Genomic DNA, 15170 nt, shown 5'->3' with positions numbered 1-15170 from the left:
AAAATAACTATTTGTGAGAGCAGATGAAAAGTAAAGAAGCCAGTGAAACAGCTATCTCTAAAGAATGGTGGGTCTTATTGGCTGTGAGTTTAGGAACATTTCTGTTCTCCCTAGATGTTCATATTGTAAATTTGGCTTTGCCAACACTGGTAGAAGATTTCCATAGCGATTTTGCTACGGTTGAGTGGGTTCCCCTAAGTTATTCCCTAATGCTGGCAGTCCTGGTACTTTGTGTGGCTCGATTAGGGGATATGTGGCGCAAGAAATTGCTCTATATAATCGGACTCACAGCATTTGCCATAAGTTCATTGGTATGTGGAACCGCTACCACAATATACTTATTGATTGCAGCACGGATATTTCAGGGGCTTGGGGCTGTGTTTATTGCAGTACTAACCCCTGCGATGGTGACTGAGGTGTTCCCCAATGAAAAGCGAGGATTCGCTTTGGGGATCGTTGCTAGTACGGGTTGGGCTGGTGTGTCATTGGGACCGACGCTAGGCGGTTTACTCATAGAGCATTGGGGATGGCGTTCAGCTTTCTTGATTAACGTGCCCATTTCTTTAATTGCTATGGTCTTGGTGATTGTATTAGCTCCAGGGGGGACCAGTCATTCAGGTCAAAAGTATTTTGATTTTGGGGGAGCTTTGATTTTGGCGATAACGTTAACCTGCTTTTTACTCGGGATGACGCGCTTACAAGAAGGGGATTTAGGTGGTAATATAACTTTGATTTTCCTGGCGGTCGCGGTAATTGGTTTCGTGAGTTTTTTGTTGTCTCAGAAAAAATCTGCTCAACCCTTGCTTAACCTTAGTTTATTCCGAACCCTGGAATTAAGTTTAAGTCTAATTTTAAGCGTATTTTGCTATACTTTTGTCAATGCAGTCGTTTTTATTTTGCCTTTTTTTCTAGAACTAGTTAACCATTATTCAGAGCAAAAGGTTGGCTTATTAATAGCAGTCATCCCTATATTAGGAATATGTGTAGCCCCTGTAGCAGGCTCCCTAGCAGATCGCTTTGGCGAAAGAAGCATTAGTACGATCGGAATGACATTATTATTAATTGGCTGTTTGGCGATCGGCACCTTTAGCGAAGAGTTGACTGTTAAGGGCTATTTATTGCGGATAATTCCCTTTGGAATCGGTTACGGTTTGTTCCAACCCCCTAACCAAAGTGCCATTATGGGCAGCGTACCTCCACAATATCTCAGTGTTGCCTCTGGACTCTGGTTCTTTTCACGAGCCTTAGGTCAGGTTATGGGTATAACGCTGATTGGCATTCTGTTTTCCCGTTTATCTGCTAGCCAACTCCAAGTAGACACCCCATTTTCAGTTACAACAGCGCCAGCTGAGGCTTTAGTGTTTGGAGAACAAGTAAGTTTCCGCATTGTCTCTGCCATTCTTGTGATTGCGCTAGTTATATGTGGATTCCTATGGCAGCGGCAAAATCAAAGACTAAAAATAAATGGCACTTAATTAGTTTTAATATCATGTCCGGTTGAATACTTACACAAGGCGCAAATTGAAGAGAAGGAGGTAAAAGAGTAAGGTTTAATCCCAGAAGGTTTTTTATCACTAATTATCCGGACATGATATTATTCTTTTATCAAAAAACTATCTCCCCTATGGATTTATCGGTGCGCCAATGCAATAGTTTTTTGGAAACCCAGAACTAGGCGCTTTGACTGATAATGGGATTGACCATAGGTCACCCTACGCGAACGCATTTACTGTAGCTAATAATTAACTTTGATGTGGCCACCCACAGTCATTATTGATGCGTCAATGCAATAGTTTTTTGGAAACTGCCAACGGAGGCGCTTTGCCTCGAATGCGATTGATCATAGGTCACGCTACGGGATGCTCCAAAAGAGCCGCTACGCGATTGGCCGTAGGCCACGCTAAAAGCGAACGCACTATACAGAATTTTTTCCCTGCTCCCTGCTCCCTGCTCCCTGCACCTAGACCTAGTAATTAATACCTAAAATCCTATTCCTTGCATCTTCTCCAAAATTCTGTTATATTAACAGTATCGTTAACGCAATGGTTAACCACCCATGATGATTTCTACCGCACAAGCCGCCGATTTACTAGGTGTTTCCGCCACTCGCGTCCGTTACCTTCTGAGCAAAGGCAGAGTGAAAGGAGCCTATAAAGTGGGTAGAACTTGGGTGATTCCTCTGTTTGATGGCATGCCAGTAGTTACTCCTGGCACTCGCGGTCCAAAGCGGAACTGGTCAAAGCGCAGAGAGTACACTAAGGCTGTGATTCATGTTAATCAAAGGGTAATTCGGAAAAATCTCACGACGGGAGAGCGCAACCCTGTGATTACCGTCAAACGAGGCTCTCAAAACACTTATGGTCATACCGTGGAAGTCAATGGGCCCTGTCGAGTGATGTATCGCCCCGATGATCCCCTCAAATGTGGAGCAAGGGTGTGGATTGAGACTATCTCTGATTTTAAAGTTATTTGATTTGGTAACAGCTTACCTGACTAGACATCTACCTGATTAGACTAGGAAACGCTATACTCCAGAGAAACATCCTCACTGGTATGGAAAATACCAATTAAAGGATTAGGGAAGTCGAAAGGGTATGGGTGATCGGATGAAACGCTTTTATTTATATTCAAGTTTGTTGATTGCTAGCTTCTTCCTACTATTGCTTGGGGAGGAGGGATTAGCACTTATTGTCAAAACCAATCGTCGATTGTCAGGTTTTTCGGTAGATAGCCGCAACTATATTTATCTGGAAAGTGCTAGAAACCATGTCACAAAGGTTCCTACCGCCAAAATCCAAATTATCGATGTAGCCACTAACGCTTGTGTCAAGAAGGGTTGTCTAGAAACTAACTATAACTACTCGGATTCCAATCTCACTCCTAAAGACGCTGAAGATAGCTTACTAAGGAAAACCCAAAGAATAAGACGGAGCTTAGGACTCAATCAACTAAAAGTAGGACTAAAACTGCCAATTATTGAGCGTTCCATTGAACCTAATGGCACTGAGACGGTTAAGGTCTTGGTGGATAAAGAAAAAGACCCACTAGAGATTCGTTTAGAACAAATTTATATTCCCTCGGTTTTATCTGGAGGAATGTCTGATATAGACCGGGCTTCAATGCAGCTAGTCATGAATTACAATTATCGCCAACTGACCCTAGGTAAACTGAACAATTACCGTGAAGCTATCAGGAAATATTCCATCAGAGAAGTTCGTTTATCCCCCAATAGACAGAACATAGTTGTACTGATCAATCTCCACCAAGCCACCTATAACGCTGACTTTCAGACAACCTTTGTTCAGAGTTTTCCCATCTAAACTACGTAGCATTCAGCCGTCAGCTGTCAGCCGTGAGCTAAAAGCTCACGCTTCGCGAACAGCTCAAAATAAACCTTCCGTAGCGTGGGCAAACATGATAATTTAAAGGTGGGCTTGACCCATTAAGAATTAAATTCGCCACGGGTCGCACCTAATAGTTCGAGATTAATCAGAATTTAAAGTCTGGGGAAAAGCCCTTGGCCACGCTACTTGAGATGCTTTGTGGCACAGGCTTTGGCCTTGGCCTTTCGGCCACGCTACGCGAATGGCCACGCTGTGCGAACGACGCTGAGACTTTCCCCATAAGCTGTTCGCGTAGCGTGCGCGTAGCGCATAAGCTGATAGCTGATAGCTGATAGCTGAAGGCTTGCCTTTTGCCTTCTAACAGCTCAGCGGTGAAGCGTACCATCAGGCATAATTGCCCCACTGATAAAGGTATTGCTCAAGTCAACATCACTCAGGTCTACCCCAGCTAGTTTAGCATCCTTAAGTTGTGCCCCATGGAGATTAGCACCACTTAGAGTGGCCTTGGTTAAGTCAGCACCAATTAAATTTGCCCCTAACAGGTCAGCACCTGTCAAATTAGCCCCTGCTAAGTTTGCCTGACTCAGGTTTGCCCCCCAAAGGTCAGCTTGACTGAGATTAGCCCCACTTAGGTCAGCTTGACTAAGGTCAACTCCTCCTAAGTTGACTCCACTCAAATCTTTCCCTGACAGGGAAGCAACAGGCACAATGCAATATGCTCCCAACTTACTAGGGTCAAACCCTTCCGGAAATTGAGTAGTTTGGTTATAGAGCGATCGCTCAAATTTAGCATCTTCGAGATTAGCACAGCGCAGATCTGCACCAAGCAAATTTACCTTACTCAAGTTAGCTCCCCCGAGATCAGTCCCACTTAACTCTTGATCTGAAAATGATACACCGGGGGCAATTAAGTAGGCTCCGTGTTGGCTGGGGTCAAACCCTTCCGGAAATCGAGTGGCTTCATCGTAGAGCGCTCCGAGCAAATTGACTCCTTCGAGATTAACCGAGAAAAGATCTGCCCCGAACAGGCTGACTTTGCTCAAATCTGCCCTACTCAAGTCAGCTCCTCTGAGGTCAGCCCTCTGAAGATTTAGCCCAAACAGAGACACATCCGGAGCAATGAGATATGCGCCATGGGCTGTGGGGTCAAAATCTTCAGGAAATTGAGTCTGTTGGTTATAAATTGCTCCTTTGAGGTTAACCCCTTCGAGATTAGTGGCCGACAGATCTACTCCAAACAAGTTAACTCTCCTTAAATCTGCTCCCCTGAAATCCGCGCCACTAATTAGGCTCAACCATAAGTCCGCTCCCCGCAAATCCGCTTCCTGTAGATCGGCTTCTCGTAGATCCGCTTCCCAGAATTGAACTCCTCTTAAATTGGCTTTCCTTAAATTAGCTCTAAGCAAAGATATACCAAAAAAGTGACCCTGACTCAGGTCAACTTGGGATAAGTCTGCTTCGCTTAAGTCCACGCCACTGAGGTTTGACTGACTCAGGTTAGCCATTGGTAGAGATACACCAGGAGCAATTAAATGTGCTCCTGCCTTCACTGGGTCAAAATCTTCAGGAAACTGAGTGGTTTCGTCGTAGAGTATACCGCTCAGGGTTGCATTTAGAAGCTTAGCACCCTTCAGGTTTGCCCCCATCAGATTGGAGCGGCTCAAATTAGCTCCTGTTAGGTCAACATCCTGTAAGTCAGCCCCAATCAAGCAAGCACGGGTTAGATTAGCTTGTTTGAGATCAGCGCCTTTGAGGTTAGTTTTCCACAGGTCAGCTCTAGTCAAATTCGCACCGCTTAAATTGGTATCACTGAGATCTACCCCACTCAATTTAGCTTCTGTTAGTAAAGCCTCGGGGGCAATTAAATAAGCTCCTGCCTTGGTAGGGTCGAAATTTGGCGGAAACTGAGTGGAAAAATTGTATAGTGTAGTATGGAGGTTAGTTAAGTGTAGAATAGCTTCGCTCAAGTCTGCCTGACCCAGATTAGCACCACATAGAACAGCTTGACTTAAGTCGGCTTCCCTCAAATTAGCTCCCCAGAGATCAGCGCTACTGAGATTAGTGCCAGTAAGAATTGCTTGACTCAGGTCGGCTCGCCATAAAACTACCCGTTCCAGATTTACCTGGCTGAGGTTGACTTGACTTAAGTCAGCTCCACTAAAATCTCTTTCCCCAAGAGAATATTGTGACTGAATGTCCTCAGTATTCATATTGTTTACGATAGTTTAAATTTAAAAATATTCCAAATTAATTATTAGATAATACCTCCTGTTCCCAATTCCAAATTACATAGCCTTTATCGATATGAGTAATTACTATTTTATCCAGCTGATCAGCTACCTTAGACAAGATAGCGATCAGTTGTTCTTGGGTTTTTTCTAATCGTAAAAAACTGTAGTATTGACCATCAACGTTAATGGCTAATAAGCGTCTGCTTAAATGAGGTACGTTAATCCAGCAGATTTGGTAATCCTGACGGGATTTAATAATATGACTGGAGGATAATTCCAAATCCTGAAGGAGAGCAAGAGCAGGAACAGGGGAAGCTCCGAGTTGAACTGAATTATTGTTTTGGGATTCAGGGTAAAACTTGAGTTGGTTGGCATTTACAGCCATCCCTCTAGTTTGAGCTACTCTATTCCGTTTAAACTGAATAACTTTATTGGTTGCAACAACACCATAGGGTTGTTCAACAGCAAACGATTGAGTGTTAGGAGGAGTTAGTGCTCGACCTCTGACCCAATCATCGGTCTGGGTAAGAGCTATTGCTGAAACATCTGGTTGGTATTCTGGAACATCTGGTTCATCCTCTGGTTCGGATTCGGCTTGGTTGAGGGATTGGATCTGCTGGAGGAGTTGTCTGTTGTTTTCTCTGACTGATGCTTGGTATTTTTGCCATTGCCTTCCCACTTCAACAGTGCCAAGACCAGCTAACACACTCACTAGGATGGCAACGCCAAGATAAGGAATTGCTAAATCCTTATGGTCTTCATGGAAGATAGGTTTAAGTTCGACGTTGAAAAACGGTTTAACTTCAACAACGATTGGTTTTGATTTGTTGAAAACAAACGGTAAGGTCAAACTAGAAAATATCGTGCTGGAGATAACTACAGCTGGTAGTAAGAGATTAATTAAGGGGTAATTGGTCATCTTTAACCGCTGCAAGCAAGAAATTGGGTAAAGCGATGCAGAGGTGCGACCCGTGGCGAATTTAATTACGGGTCAAGCGCACCTAAGCGGTCTTGGGAGAAACCCCTACTCGCGCTTTGCATCAATAAGTGATCTGTTAAATTGCGGTAGTCTTGCTGCTTACTGAAGAGGGCGGCTTTGTTGCTAGCAAATCGCCTCAAAGCAGGTGATTTAATCGGGATATAATCATAAAATGCATATTATATCATTTAATCCCAATTAAAGTATGTAGGGTCTGACCCCCAATTTATTTTAGCAGCGGTCTCGTATAATATGTCAATTTAATTGACAATTTAATATATCTTAATATATGAAGCACCACCACCTGCCTAAGGGCGAGGTGGTGGTATCCAAGTAGGACACTCTTCTCGATAGAGACAGCTACCCGTATACTCGGAAACCGCGCTTCTCGGTGAACAGCAGGGACTTTTGCCATACTGAACCTCGTTCTCATTTCCGGCTAGAGCCTATAGAAACAAATTCTGTATTTGGTTATGTATCGTTATTTGGCGCAAGCTCCCTACTTTTCTAATCGGGCGACACCAAGACTTAAGAGTTACGAACTTGGCTACATCGGTCTTATATCTACCCTTAATTCCCAGCTTTCTTGGTCTGGAGGGTAATAGTGCCAAAGTAGTTAAGCAAATTATACCACAAATGCCAACCCACTTCCCTTGCGCCCTAACCACCACTTGCTATCGCGAAGATGGTGGAATGCGGGCTGATTGTCCGTTCAATTCCAGAGCAAGAGTAGTCAGCTTACGCCCTACGCACATGCTGCTCTTGCCAGCACTGACCAGGGCATTGCTGACTATCGTTTGGGATACCAAGTAGAGTTGGGTCAGTTACCAATTACCCATGACCCATGACCAATTACCGATTACCCTGAATCATTCCACAATTGGGCAACGCTTCATTTCGCTCTAATTCTTTGCAAAACAGTAATGCCTAACAGCAAAATGATACCCCCTGTCGTGGCATAGATCACCCTAGGAGTCATATCTTGTAGTTTCATCGCTAGCCAGTTAGACACTAAGGTAATGCCCCAAAGGATAAGGGCAACATAGCGCTGGGAAAAACCAAAGGCTAACAAGCGGTGATGTAGGTGGTCTTTACCTGGGGTAGTTAGAGGGTTTTTACCATTGATCAACCGTCGCACAAATACCTGAGTAGTATCTAGAACTGGCAATAGCAAAAATACTACTGGGGGGACTAGGGCAAATACCGTAGTCACTTTCAAAGACCCTAAAATGCTGCTGGCAGCTAGTACATAGCCGAAAAAGTACGCACCTGCATCTCCCATAATAATGTGGGAAGGATGGAAGTTATGGCGCAAAAATCCCAGAGCTGACCCCCCTAGGGCTGCCAGAAGCAACGTTGCTGCGGCACGACTGGGAAACTGAGCTGAAACCGCTAACAGGCTCATAGCAGTAATAAAGCTGACGCCTGCCGCTAAACCATCCATCCCATCCATAAGGTTAATGGCATTAGTAATACCCACAACCCATAGAACCGTAAGTAACATGGAGAGTTGGACATCAATCGGAGTCCCAAAGGTGGCTTTAATCCCTGCACCACTAGCCACTAACAACAGGGCAGCAATAATTTGAACCGACAAGCGTACATAGGCAGGCAAACCAAATTGATCATCAATAAAGCCTACCAGTACCAGAACCGAGCCCCCCAGGAGAATAGTCAGAACTTGAGCTAACACCCCTTCAATGACAATCGGTCTGAGGAGGGTAGCTAGTACCAGTGCAGCTACCACTCCGGTATAGATAGCTAAGCCTCCTGCATTGGGTAAGGGTTCTTGGTTAAGCCGCCGAGCATTGGGTTGGTCAGCCCAACCAACCTCCAAGGCAAATGAGCGTAAAGTTGGCATCAAGCATCTAGTCACTGCCCATGCCAATCCGAAAGTTAATATGACTGCCAGCCAGCCACTTCCCCTAGGGTTGGCAATTCCGAGGGACTGTAGGAAGCTGTACACATCTATCTCCCAAGTCACGTCCACACTGCAAAATTGTAATCGCTATGGATAATATTAAGCTCATCTTGTAAATAAGGTACATGGGCAGAAGCACATCAGCAGGAAAAAGCGATTAGCACTTAGGGATTAGGTAAGCATTCAGGTCAGTTATCAGCTAATGGGCTGCGCGCACGCTACTTGAGGTGCTAGCAGGCGCTTTAACTGCACGGGGTGGGTACAGAAAAACGAGTATGGATTTTCAACCAGCCGTATCAGCACCCCCCAACTTTTTTACTACCGACTGTTGATTAGCTGACGGCTGACCGCTGATAGCACCTCAAGTAGCACCATCTGTAGCGCATATGCTTACGGGATTAGGGGTTAGGGGTTAGGATTTTCCTCCTGAACTAACTCAATGTACTGACTATCGATCAGAAATGCTCCTCTAGAAAAGCGAACACCCCAGTATCCTCCTGGACGTCGGTCGAGGATTACTCCCTCTTCCCCAACTTTAATCACATCAGGAGGTCGTAACATGGGCATTGGTTCAGCAGTTTTGACGTAGCGTGGTAATGTAATTACTCTTACGCGATCGCCAACGTTAAAGTCTTTAGACATTGGTCAGTCAAAAAAGGGGGGTTGAAGGTTAGCAGGTTGGCTGGTTGAAGGTTAACAGGTTGGCTGGTTGAAGGTTATGGGGTTGGAGGTTGAAGGTTGTTTGGTTGAATGTTATTTGGTTGAATGTTGTTCTTGCCCAGGCGTCCCTTGTAGTATAGGTTGGAGGTTGTCTGGATTAACCTTCAAGCTGTTAACCTTCAAGCTGTTAACCTTAAACCTGTCAACCTTCAACCAGCCAACCTTCAACCTTCAACCAGCCAACCTTCAACCTTCAACCAGCCAACCTGTTAACCTTGGCCAAAAGGCCACGCGATCGCGTTCAACCGGCCAACCCTAGGGTGCTTGCCAAATACGCTGGTGGTATTTTTCCAAATCTTGATAGGGGTCTGGAGTATTGTGATTATGCTGGTGAGAGTGGTGGTGGTGGTGATGCCCGTGGTGATGGTGGTGGGAGTGTCCGTTGTCAGCACCATTACCAATCGCTGCTAGGCGGAACTTACACATCTCACAATTCATCTGCACTTGCCCCAACTGAGCCTCGATTTCTCGGTCCCTGAGCACAGATAGCAGCTGAGGCTGAATTCCCATTTCTGGTAAACAGGTCAAGGGAATCTCTGGATAAAGTTTCTGCTGCTGAGCTGTGATATCAAAAATCTTTTTTACTAAAGCCCCGGTAAATAGGAAGTAAGGAAGTACTATAATATGCTTAGGTTGGTAGAGTCGGGCGCGACGGAAGCCTTCTTCTAACCGAGGATGGGTAATGCCAATAAAGCAGGTTTCCACAGTTTTATAGCCACTGCCTTCCCAGAGCATGCGAGCCATTTTGTAAACATCACCATTAGCATCAGGGTCACTGGAGCCACGACCAACAAATAGAAGTACTGTGTCCTTTTTTAAGGCTAGAGGTTGTTGTGTTGAAGGTTCTAGATGGGAACGTTCACCGTTCAACTGGCTAACGGGTAACTCTGGTTGGGGTTGGTCAAGTTTGGCAAGCCGTTGCCGCCATAAATCCAGAATTCCCGTAGTAATTCCAAAATGACGCCCGTAGTGAAATTTGACTTGGGGATATTTTGCCCTTGCCCGGTCTAACTCGTTAGTAACATCAAATTTATTGTGGCGAGCTGCAAACAGTAAAATCGGTAATACAGTCAATTCTGTATAACCCTGCTGGACACAACTCTCTACTCCTTGTTGAATAGTTGGACCAGTCAGTTCCAAAAAACAAGGCACTACTGGCCGAGAACGGTTCAAGGTTTGATAGGTGTGGGCAAAATCAAGGAAAGTCTGACGCCCATCGGGGTCTCTAGTGCCGTGACCAACCATTAATAAAGGGCGTTTTAGCGGTAGGGGAGATAGGGACAATGACTCATCTGTGACATCGATCTTCATACTTCATCCTTGATCATTCATAGCTCATACTTCTACGTCATACTTACATAATTAATTTTATAAAGGGCATTTTAGTGGTAGGCAGGTTAAGGACAATGACTCAGAGGTAACATCGATCTTGTTCCTCTGTGTAATGGCTTAATCTCTTGATTACCGACCCTTTACCTTATTGCCTTAAGGTAGGGAAAGTATCCACCAGAGTTGCCCCTATGCACCAATTTTCGAGAGCAATTCTACAGAGAAAGCAGCAAGAGCCAAAGGTTAAACGCCGATTGCATTTCTACGCTAGGGGTGAGCAGATCCCTCTAGTAGCACAGGGTGTTTGGGAGGTAGACGAAGGCCGAGTCCAGCTGAGTACCCTTTCCCCAGAAGGGGAGGAGATATGGTTGGGTTGGGCAGAGTCTTCTGCATTCTTTGGCAATTGGTTTTCTGTGCTGTCAAGTTATCAGGCAATCGCCCTAACTGATGTCCGTCTCAAATGGTATTCTTTAGCCGAAATCAACAATTCTCCCTATATAGCCCAAACTATTTTACCCCAACTAGTGCGTCGGATGCGACAGACAGAGATCCTGTTAGCAATCTCGGGTCAGCGCCGGGTTGAGGTACGCTTACAACATTTACTATTGCTTTTAAAACGGGAAGTTGGTGAGCCAGTAGCAGAGGGTATTCGGATTGGAATGCGTCTTACTCATCAGGATTTAGCTAATGGGATTGGAACGACGCGGGTTACAGTTACCCGACTGCTCAGCAAGTTCAAGAATGAGGGAGCCATTACTATTGATAGCGATCGCCACATTATCCTAAAGCACGACAGCTTTACAAATGTAGCAGATTGGTGATATTATGCTCAGATTAACAGATATCTTGGGCTGAAACTAGAAAAGCGCGGCATAAAGTAAGTTAGCTATTCGGCTGATGTGGCGTTGCAGCCCCGATTAAGTCCTCAAACCTACTCCCTAGGGGAGAGCTTCAATGTGCGCTAGTTCAGCCCATCTATCTGGAATGCTGATCACTTGTGTTCTTCAGGAGTAAGAGGCCTGTCTCTCGAAGCGATTTCAATTCCACCAGCAAACGGTCAACGACCAGCAGGATTGGTCGTAGCGTTACACGGTTGGGGTGCTAATGCTCAAGCTGTGGCATCTCTAGTGCCATTGTTAAACTTGCCCAACACCCAATTTTTAATTCCCGATGCTCCTTTTAGTCACCCTCAGGTAACTGGTGGCAGAATGTGGTACGACTTGTCAAGAGACGACTATCGGAGATTAGAAGAAAGCGAAGAGCGCTTGATCTCCTGGCTCGATTCTCTCCAAGGTTTTACAGGTATTCCCCTGTCCTCGACAATTTTGTGTGGCTTTTCTCAAGGTGGGGCAATCGCTCTAGATGTAGGGTTAACCTTACCCCTGGCAGGTTTAGCCTTATTGAGTGGCTATATGCATCGAACCCCTCAAAAGGTTGATTCATCCTTGCCGTCCATTCTAATTGTTCATGGTAGACAAGATACGGTTGTTCCTTTAACTGCTGCTAACCGGTTACGAGATTATTTGCTCAACTTGGGAGCAGCAGTGCAGTACAGAGAATTAGATATGGGTCATGAGATTTCATCAGAGCTTTTAGAATTGCTCCGGGAATTTATTATATTCAATAGATAGTGAACAGAGATGCTCAATATCCTAACTTCTGTGGAATCCCTTTAAAATAGAAAAAACATTATAAAAAACATTATAAAACATTAATTGGGCAAAACACCTCAAATAACTATGACTGTAGTTAATATACCTGTTGAAACAATTCCCATAGTGTTGAAAATTCCGACTGCACTGGATATCAATGATGACCTGTTCTTTGAATTTTGTCAGATTAACCGGGACTTACGGATTGAACGGACATCACAGGGAGAAATAATTATTATGTCCCCAACTGGGAGTGAAACAGGGGGAACAAACTTTGATCTGATCTACCATTTTGCTAAATGGGTTAAGCAGGATGGGACAGGTAAAGGTTTTGATTCATCCACTGGCTTCAAACTTCTCAATGGTGCTAACCGTTCCCCTGATGTGGCGTGGGTAAAACTGGAAAGATGGCAAAGGTTGACCAGGAAACAAAGAAGACAATTTGCGCCTATCTGCCCCGATTTTGTGATTGAGCTATGTTCCCCCAATGACCGGGTGGAAGACCTCAAAAACAAAATGGAAGAATACATAGAGAATGGGGCAAGACTGGGCTGGTTGATTGACCCTGATCATCGCCAGGTTTATATTTATCGCCCTGGTGCACTAGTTGAGCAGCTAGACAATCCTACCACTGTTAGTGGTGAATCGGTTTTACCTGGTTTTGTGCTGACGATGGCGGAAATTTGGCAAGGGTGAGTTGAGATAAATTCTATTAACTGTGTTAACTTCCCTTGTAGTCGCTCAATTGTAGTTGCTCAAACCCTTGCTCTTCAAGCTTCCCCATTCCCTCCTTGGTCTGATCAGTAATTCAGAGGCACAATAGTGGTGCTCAAACCATAACTACTGAGTAATTTCAGCACCCGATCAATATTTTCCAGGGTTGTGAACAATCCCGCTTGCATCACAGTTCTTCCTTGAAAGGAGGTCAGGAAAGAATCGGGAATTAGCGATCGCATTAAATCTTGTTGCTGCTCACTCTCAGCATTTACCAAAATCCGGTAACCCTGACTGGGTAGAGCTGAAGTAGGATTATTCCCTTGAGGTCCCCTTTGTTCCGAGTTTGATTGGGTACTTGTAGAAAACACTGGAATTGAGCTACCTGAATTGGAGCTAGCACTAGTATTTTGATTACTAGTATTTTGATTAACCGGTGTACTGATCTGACTAGACATTGACATCATAACGTTAACCTCCTCAGTCAAGGCTGCTGCCGGTGTTGGTTTTGAGCTGTCACTTGACCCATCAATCACTTCCTGTGACGGTGAAGCCGGAGTAAAACTGCTAGAATCCTCTCCTGGTTTGGCTGGAGATGTTGGTTCCTCAAAAGAGGACTGCTCTTGGTTTTGAATAACTTTCAGAGTCAGGGGTGTCAGGGGTTCAGAATGTGAACGTTGAGTCCTAGCATCAGAAGGCTGTTGGGTTTCAGAGGTTTGCTGACTCTCAGTTTGGGACCTTGCTGCTGGTCTAGAAGATTCAGTACTTGCAGAATTATTTAGTGCTGCGTCTTTGCCGATGTTATCCGTTGAGGTAGATGGCTGAGACTCCAAACTCGATGGAACGGGAAATGAAGCTGCTGAGACCTGAGCAGATGTAGGTTCCTTCTCGGCAGACGGTTGGAATGGGACGACTTGGCTGGGGGTGGTTGGATTCTCCTCAGAATTAAGCGTAGTCTTCTGTGAGTGATTAGAGTTCTCTGCCATGACAACTGCTTGGTTGTCAGAACCATCAGGTGTACTAGCTGGTTTACTAACAGCTGGTTTACTAACAGCTGGTGTTTCAACCTCCGACTCTTGAATGATATCGTTTTCAGTTTCCCCTGAATTAACCTCACTGTTAGTTTCCTCTTCTAGCTGATTACCAAAAGCGATCAGAGTAGGCTCAGACTCCTGATTGTTAATGTCAAAGCGCCTATTCCCTCGAAATTTATTGTTTAATGTATTGTTTGTTGATTCATGTGAATTTCCCCAATCCGGATTAGCTCCGACCTTGAGGACTAATCCATCCAGTTGGGAATTTTCAATCAGGTTATTCTGGAAAAATGGTTGAGCATTGCTTTCAACCACTACCCCATTTTTATTGCCAGTGATGCGATTATTAACGATATGGGCTGCAACGTTTTCGGCAATCATAATTCCTAAGTCATTATTTTCAAATACATTGTCATCCACTTGAGTGTTTGAGGTTCCGTAAATGCTGAGCCCATTGCCTTTATTGTTGTAGAAGTAGTTACTGCGAATTGTTGGTGTACTATTTCCCTCCACAGCAATCCCGCTTTTGCTATTCCCAGTTAAGGTATTGTCTTCCACTAAAACCGAACCGACTTCCAGCCACAAACCATAACCTTCTGGATTAGTATTGTTAAGGGTTACGCCAGAAATAATTGTTTGGTCAGCACCTACGATTAGGACATCATGACTAGCAGCCGTGGCACTAACAAAGGTACCACCGCCGCGAATCACCACATCGTGACCTCTAGTGCGGGGGTTGCCCTGTAGCTTGATACCGGGTTTCAGAAGTAGGGGGAAGGTTTCACCCATGTCACTGCTGTAGATACCCCTAGAGAGTACAATCACAGTATTGGCCTGGGCAGCTTGTAGCGCCTGAGTGATAGTTTTCAACGGTGAATCCTGGGTGCCATCACCGCTAGTGTCGTTTCCGGTAACTGGGTTTACAAACAAAAATTTTCTTTCTATGGTAAGATCCAGGTTCCTTACCCTATCATCCTGAGTTGATTGGGCTAAAGCTGTGGTTGCTCCTAATCCTAATGGCACCATTCTTGAAGGGATAGCTTGGCTGAAGATGCTAAAGGTTAATCCCAGCAAAATCGTTGTCACTGGTAACCCAAGATCAAAGCCTCTAGGCTGAGGTTGGTGATGGCAGTGGGAATGATTGGCCTTCGGCCACGCTAGGCGAACGGAAATAGGTAATTCTATAGTGTTAATTCTGATCAAACTCATGGCTGTTATCCGAGGGTACGATGTTGAGGAATATGAC

The 15170-nt window shown here is 44.9% G+C and carries 16 protein-coding genes; 9 read left to right on the top strand and 7 right to left on the bottom strand.

Features of this window, described 5'->3' with window-relative positions:
• Positions 1 to 23 precede the first annotated feature (23 nt).
• The 4 genes from F6K37_RS07945 (at position 24) to F6K37_RS07930 (ending at position 3320) form a co-directional block, all read left to right on the top strand.
• Positions 24 to 1475: an MFS transporter gene (locus tag F6K37_RS07945; protein ID WP_287249361.1), complete on the top strand. Its 1452-nt coding sequence runs from the start codon at positions 24 to 26 to the stop codon at positions 1473 to 1475.
• Positions 1476 to 1776: 301 nt separating this feature from the next.
• The gene (locus F6K37_RS07940) at positions 1777 to 1977 is read left to right on the top strand and encodes a hypothetical protein (RefSeq protein WP_287249359.1); all 201 of its coding nucleotides are present in this window, start codon (positions 1777 to 1779) and stop codon (positions 1975 to 1977) included.
• A 79-nt stretch (positions 1978 to 2056) separates the two neighbouring features.
• Positions 2057 to 2473, top strand: coding sequence for a helix-turn-helix domain-containing protein (locus F6K37_RS07935; protein ID WP_008182959.1), 417 nt, complete (start codon positions 2057 to 2059; stop codon positions 2471 to 2473).
• Positions 2474 to 2606: 133 nt separating this feature from the next.
• Complete coding sequence (locus F6K37_RS07930; protein ID WP_044492821.1) at positions 2607 to 3320, top strand: DUF2259 domain-containing protein; 714 nt, start codon at positions 2607 to 2609, stop codon at positions 3318 to 3320.
• Between the two features lie 169 nt (positions 3321 to 3489).
• On the opposite strand, the gene F6K37_RS07925 is transcribed toward F6K37_RS07930, so the two are convergent.
• From F6K37_RS07925 to F6K37_RS07915, 3 genes are read right to left on the bottom strand one after another with little or no spacing between them, the layout of a single operon-like run.
• Positions 3490 to 3729, bottom strand: a complete 240-nt coding sequence (locus tag F6K37_RS07925; protein ID WP_287249356.1) for a hypothetical protein — start codon at positions 3727 to 3729, stop codon at positions 3490 to 3492.
• Positions 3710 to 5554: a pentapeptide repeat-containing protein gene (locus F6K37_RS07920; RefSeq protein WP_008182955.1), complete on the bottom strand. Its 1845-nt coding sequence runs from the start codon at positions 5552 to 5554 to the stop codon at positions 3710 to 3712. Before F6K37_RS07920 ends, F6K37_RS07925 begins: the two co-directional genes overlap by 20 nt.
• Positions 5555 to 5591: 37 nt before the next feature.
• Complete coding sequence (locus tag F6K37_RS07915; RefSeq protein ID WP_008182953.1) at positions 5592 to 6494, bottom strand: hypothetical protein; 903 nt, start codon at positions 6492 to 6494, stop codon at positions 5592 to 5594.
• A gap of 764 nt (positions 6495 to 7258) precedes the next feature.
• Here F6K37_RS07915 and F6K37_RS07910 point away from each other — a divergent pair.
• Entirely contained in the window at positions 7259 to 7402 is a 144-nt protein-coding gene (locus F6K37_RS07910) for a hypothetical protein (protein WP_287249353.1), read from the top strand.
• A 44-nt stretch (positions 7403 to 7446) separates the two neighbouring features.
• Here the strand turns inward: F6K37_RS07910 and F6K37_RS07905 are convergent, their stop codons facing one another.
• Together F6K37_RS07905 and sipA are read right to left on the bottom strand one after the other, a co-directional pair.
• Positions 7447 to 8526: an MraY family glycosyltransferase gene (locus F6K37_RS07905; RefSeq protein WP_044492818.1), complete on the bottom strand. Its 1080-nt coding sequence runs from the start codon at positions 8524 to 8526 to the stop codon at positions 7447 to 7449.
• Positions 8527 to 8880: 354 nt separating this feature from the next.
• Positions 8881 to 9117, bottom strand: a complete 237-nt coding sequence (gene sipA, locus F6K37_RS07900; RefSeq protein ID WP_071102259.1) for a regulatory protein SipA — start codon at positions 9115 to 9117, stop codon at positions 8881 to 8883.
• A 166-nt stretch (positions 9118 to 9283) separates the two neighbouring features.
• Here sipA and F6K37_RS07895 point away from each other — a divergent pair, with 166 nt between their 5' ends.
• The gene (locus F6K37_RS07895) at positions 9284 to 9454 is read left to right on the top strand and encodes a hypothetical protein (RefSeq protein WP_287249349.1); all 171 of its coding nucleotides are present in this window, start codon (positions 9284 to 9286) and stop codon (positions 9452 to 9454) included.
• On the opposite strand, the gene F6K37_RS07890 is transcribed toward F6K37_RS07895, so the two are convergent.
• Positions 9451 to 10506, bottom strand: coding sequence for a sirohydrochlorin chelatase (locus F6K37_RS07890; RefSeq protein WP_008182946.1), 1056 nt, complete (start codon positions 10504 to 10506; stop codon positions 9451 to 9453). The genes F6K37_RS07895 and F6K37_RS07890 overlap by 4 nt on opposite strands.
• A 209-nt stretch (positions 10507 to 10715) precedes the next feature.
• Here F6K37_RS07890 and F6K37_RS07885 point away from each other — a divergent pair, with 209 nt between their 5' ends.
• From F6K37_RS07885 to F6K37_RS07875, 3 genes are all read left to right on the top strand, one after another.
• Entirely contained in the window at positions 10716 to 11345 is a 630-nt protein-coding gene (locus F6K37_RS07885) for a Crp/Fnr family transcriptional regulator (RefSeq protein WP_287249346.1), read from the top strand.
• A 198-nt stretch (positions 11346 to 11543) separates the two neighbouring features.
• Positions 11544 to 12155, top strand: a complete 612-nt coding sequence (locus F6K37_RS07880; RefSeq protein ID WP_071107585.1) for an alpha/beta hydrolase — start codon at positions 11544 to 11546, stop codon at positions 12153 to 12155.
• A gap of 108 nt (positions 12156 to 12263) precedes the next feature.
• Entirely contained in the window at positions 12264 to 12872 is a 609-nt protein-coding gene (locus tag F6K37_RS07875; protein ID WP_071102255.1) for a Uma2 family endonuclease, read from the top strand.
• Between the two features lie 104 nt (positions 12873 to 12976).
• On the opposite strand, the gene F6K37_RS07870 is transcribed toward F6K37_RS07875, so the two are convergent.
• On the bottom strand, positions 12977 to 15133 hold the full coding sequence (locus tag F6K37_RS07870; RefSeq protein WP_071102254.1) for a DUF1565 domain-containing protein: 2157 nt from the start codon (positions 15131 to 15133) through the stop codon (positions 12977 to 12979).
• Positions 15134 to 15170 lie beyond the last annotated feature (37 nt).

The sequence above is a fragment of the Moorena sp. SIO4E2 genome, from assembly GCF_010671945.1.
GTDB classification, from domain to species: Bacteria; Cyanobacteriota; Cyanobacteriia; order Cyanobacteriales; family Coleofasciculaceae; genus Moorena; species Moorena producens.
This window is presented reverse-complemented; position numbering and strand designations above follow the sequence as displayed.

Bases quoted from the DNA above. Each gene is read 5' to 3' on its own strand.
- F6K37_RS07920 (WP_008182955.1), bottom strand. From the start codon at position 5,554: ATGAATACTGAGGACATTCAGTCACAATATTCTCTTGGGGAAAGAGAT.
- F6K37_RS07930 (WP_044492821.1), top strand. From the start codon at position 2,607: ATGAAACGCTTTTATTTATATTCAAGTTTGTTGATTGCTAGCTTCTTC.
- F6K37_RS07890 (WP_008182946.1), bottom strand. From the start codon at position 10,506: ATGAAGATCGATGTCACAGATGAGTCATTGTCCCTATCTCCCCTACCG.
- F6K37_RS07915 (WP_008182953.1), bottom strand. From the start codon at position 6,494: ATGACCAATTACCCCTTAATTAATCTCTTACTACCAGCTGTAGTTATC.
- sipA (WP_071102259.1), bottom strand. From the start codon at position 9,117: ATGTCTAAAGACTTTAACGTTGGCGATCGCGTAAGAGTAATTACATTA.
- F6K37_RS07875 (WP_071102255.1), top strand. From the start codon at position 12,264: ATGACTGTAGTTAATATACCTGTTGAAACAATTCCCATAGTGTTGAAA.
- F6K37_RS07945 (WP_287249361.1), top strand. From the start codon at position 24: ATGAAAAGTAAAGAAGCCAGTGAAACAGCTATCTCTAAAGAATGGTGG.
- F6K37_RS07870 (WP_071102254.1), bottom strand. From the start codon at position 15,133: ATGAGTTTGATCAGAATTAACACTATAGAATTACCTATTTCCGTTCGC.
- F6K37_RS07935 (WP_008182959.1), top strand. From the start codon at position 2,057: ATGATGATTTCTACCGCACAAGCCGCCGATTTACTAGGTGTTTCCGCC.
- F6K37_RS07885 (WP_287249346.1), top strand. From the start codon at position 10,716: ATGCACCAATTTTCGAGAGCAATTCTACAGAGAAAGCAGCAAGAGCCA.
- F6K37_RS07940 (WP_287249359.1), top strand. From the start codon at position 1,777: ATGCGTCAATGCAATAGTTTTTTGGAAACTGCCAACGGAGGCGCTTTG.
- F6K37_RS07925 (WP_287249356.1), bottom strand. From the start codon at position 3,729: ATGGTACGCTTCACCGCTGAGCTGTTAGAAGGCAAAAGGCAAGCCTTC.